The sequence below is a fragment of the Streptomyces sp. MnatMP-M17 genome (assembly GCF_900091995.1).
In the GTDB taxonomy this organism is placed as follows: Bacteria; Actinomycetota; Actinomycetes; order Streptomycetales; family Streptomycetaceae; genus Streptomyces.
In genome coordinates, this window is sequence record NZ_FMDK01001101.1 from 1 (window position 1) to 1,260 (window position 1,260).

Annotated in this window: 2 protein-coding genes; both read right to left on the reverse strand. The window is 68.8% G+C overall.

The annotated features are described in order from the left end of the window. A partial coding sequence (locus GA0115259_RS36480) for a 2-oxoglutarate dehydrogenase E1 subunit family protein (protein ID WP_141716852.1) occupies positions 1 to 299 on the reverse strand: 299 nt, incomplete at its 3' end. A 322-nt stretch (positions 300 to 621) separates the two neighbouring features. Further along, a partial coding sequence (locus GA0115259_RS36490; RefSeq protein WP_237540752.1) for a sensor histidine kinase occupies positions 622 to 1,260 on the reverse strand: 639 nt, incomplete at its 5' end.

A 1,260-nucleotide genomic window follows, 5' to 3' on the forward strand; every position in this document is an offset into this window, starting at 1 on the left:
GGCTTCGCCGGAGCCGCGGGCGCGGCCTGAGCCGGGGCGGCCGGGGTCGTGGTCACCGCAGCCCCCGCGACCGCGGTCACGCCGTTCTGTGTGGGTTCGCCCGCCGTGCCGGGAGTGCCCGGCTTGTAGTCGGCGAAGAAGTCCCACCAGGCACGGTCGACCGAATTCGGGTCCTGGAGGTACTGCTGGTAGATCTCGTCGACGAGCCACTCATTGGCTCCGAAGGCGGCGGCAGGGTTCTTGCCCTGCCCGTCTTCGTCGGTCGAGATGCTCGCGTTACTGGGGGACTGAGACGACACGGCGTGAACCGCCCTCTTCCGCTTCACAAGGTGATGGACAGCGGGAATCAAGGCTACGCCTACCAGGCCTTCAGTTGCAGACCGGGCGTGCCATCGTCGTGCAAGTCACATCCGACGGCGGGTTTCGGTGGCTGAAATGGCGGGAAACTAGCGAGGTTCTGCGACGTGCGGGCATACGACGAGCGGGTAACGGCCGGGCCACGCCTTGATGGCCGGCCTCCACCGCGCTCTCGCGGTACACATCCCGGCGTGGATCTCCGGGTTCGTACGGAGAACGTGCCGGATCGTGCGGAGAACGTGCCCCAACAGTTCGAAGCCTACGTCAACCGTGCGCTCGGGTTGTTCCTGGAAGAGTGACGCGTATCAGACATCCGCGAGCCGATTCGGCCACTCCGATCCGGCCGCCGTGCAGATCCACCGCCCAGCGCGCGATCGCCAGTCCCAGGCCCGTACCGCCGTCGCTGCCCGGACCGTGCGGCGACGGCGCGGTGCCGCGGTTGAAGCGCTCGAAGACCCGGTACCGCTCCTGCTCCGGGATACCGGGACCTTCGTCCTGGACCTCCAGTTCGAGCGACTCGGGCGCCGCGCCGCGCCGCGCGCGTACGGTGACCCGGCCGTGCGGCGGGCTGTGCTTGACGGCGTTGTCGATGAGATTGGCGACGACCTGGTGCAGCCGCTCCGCGTCCGCGTGCGCGGTCAGTTCCGGCGGCGAGACATCCAGATGCAGATGGACGTCCGTACGGGAGTGGCTGCCGGAGCCGGAACTCGTCGCGCGCTGCGAGGCGGCCAGATTGGCCTCCTTGAGCACTCCGGAGAGATACGGCCACACCTCGAAGCGCTGGGCCCTCAGCGGTACGACGCCGTTGTCCAGCCGGGACAGATCGAGCAGTGTCTCCGTCAGCCGGCCGAGCCGCTCCGTCTGGCGCAGCGCCGTCAGCATCGTCTCGGGATCGGCGGCGGA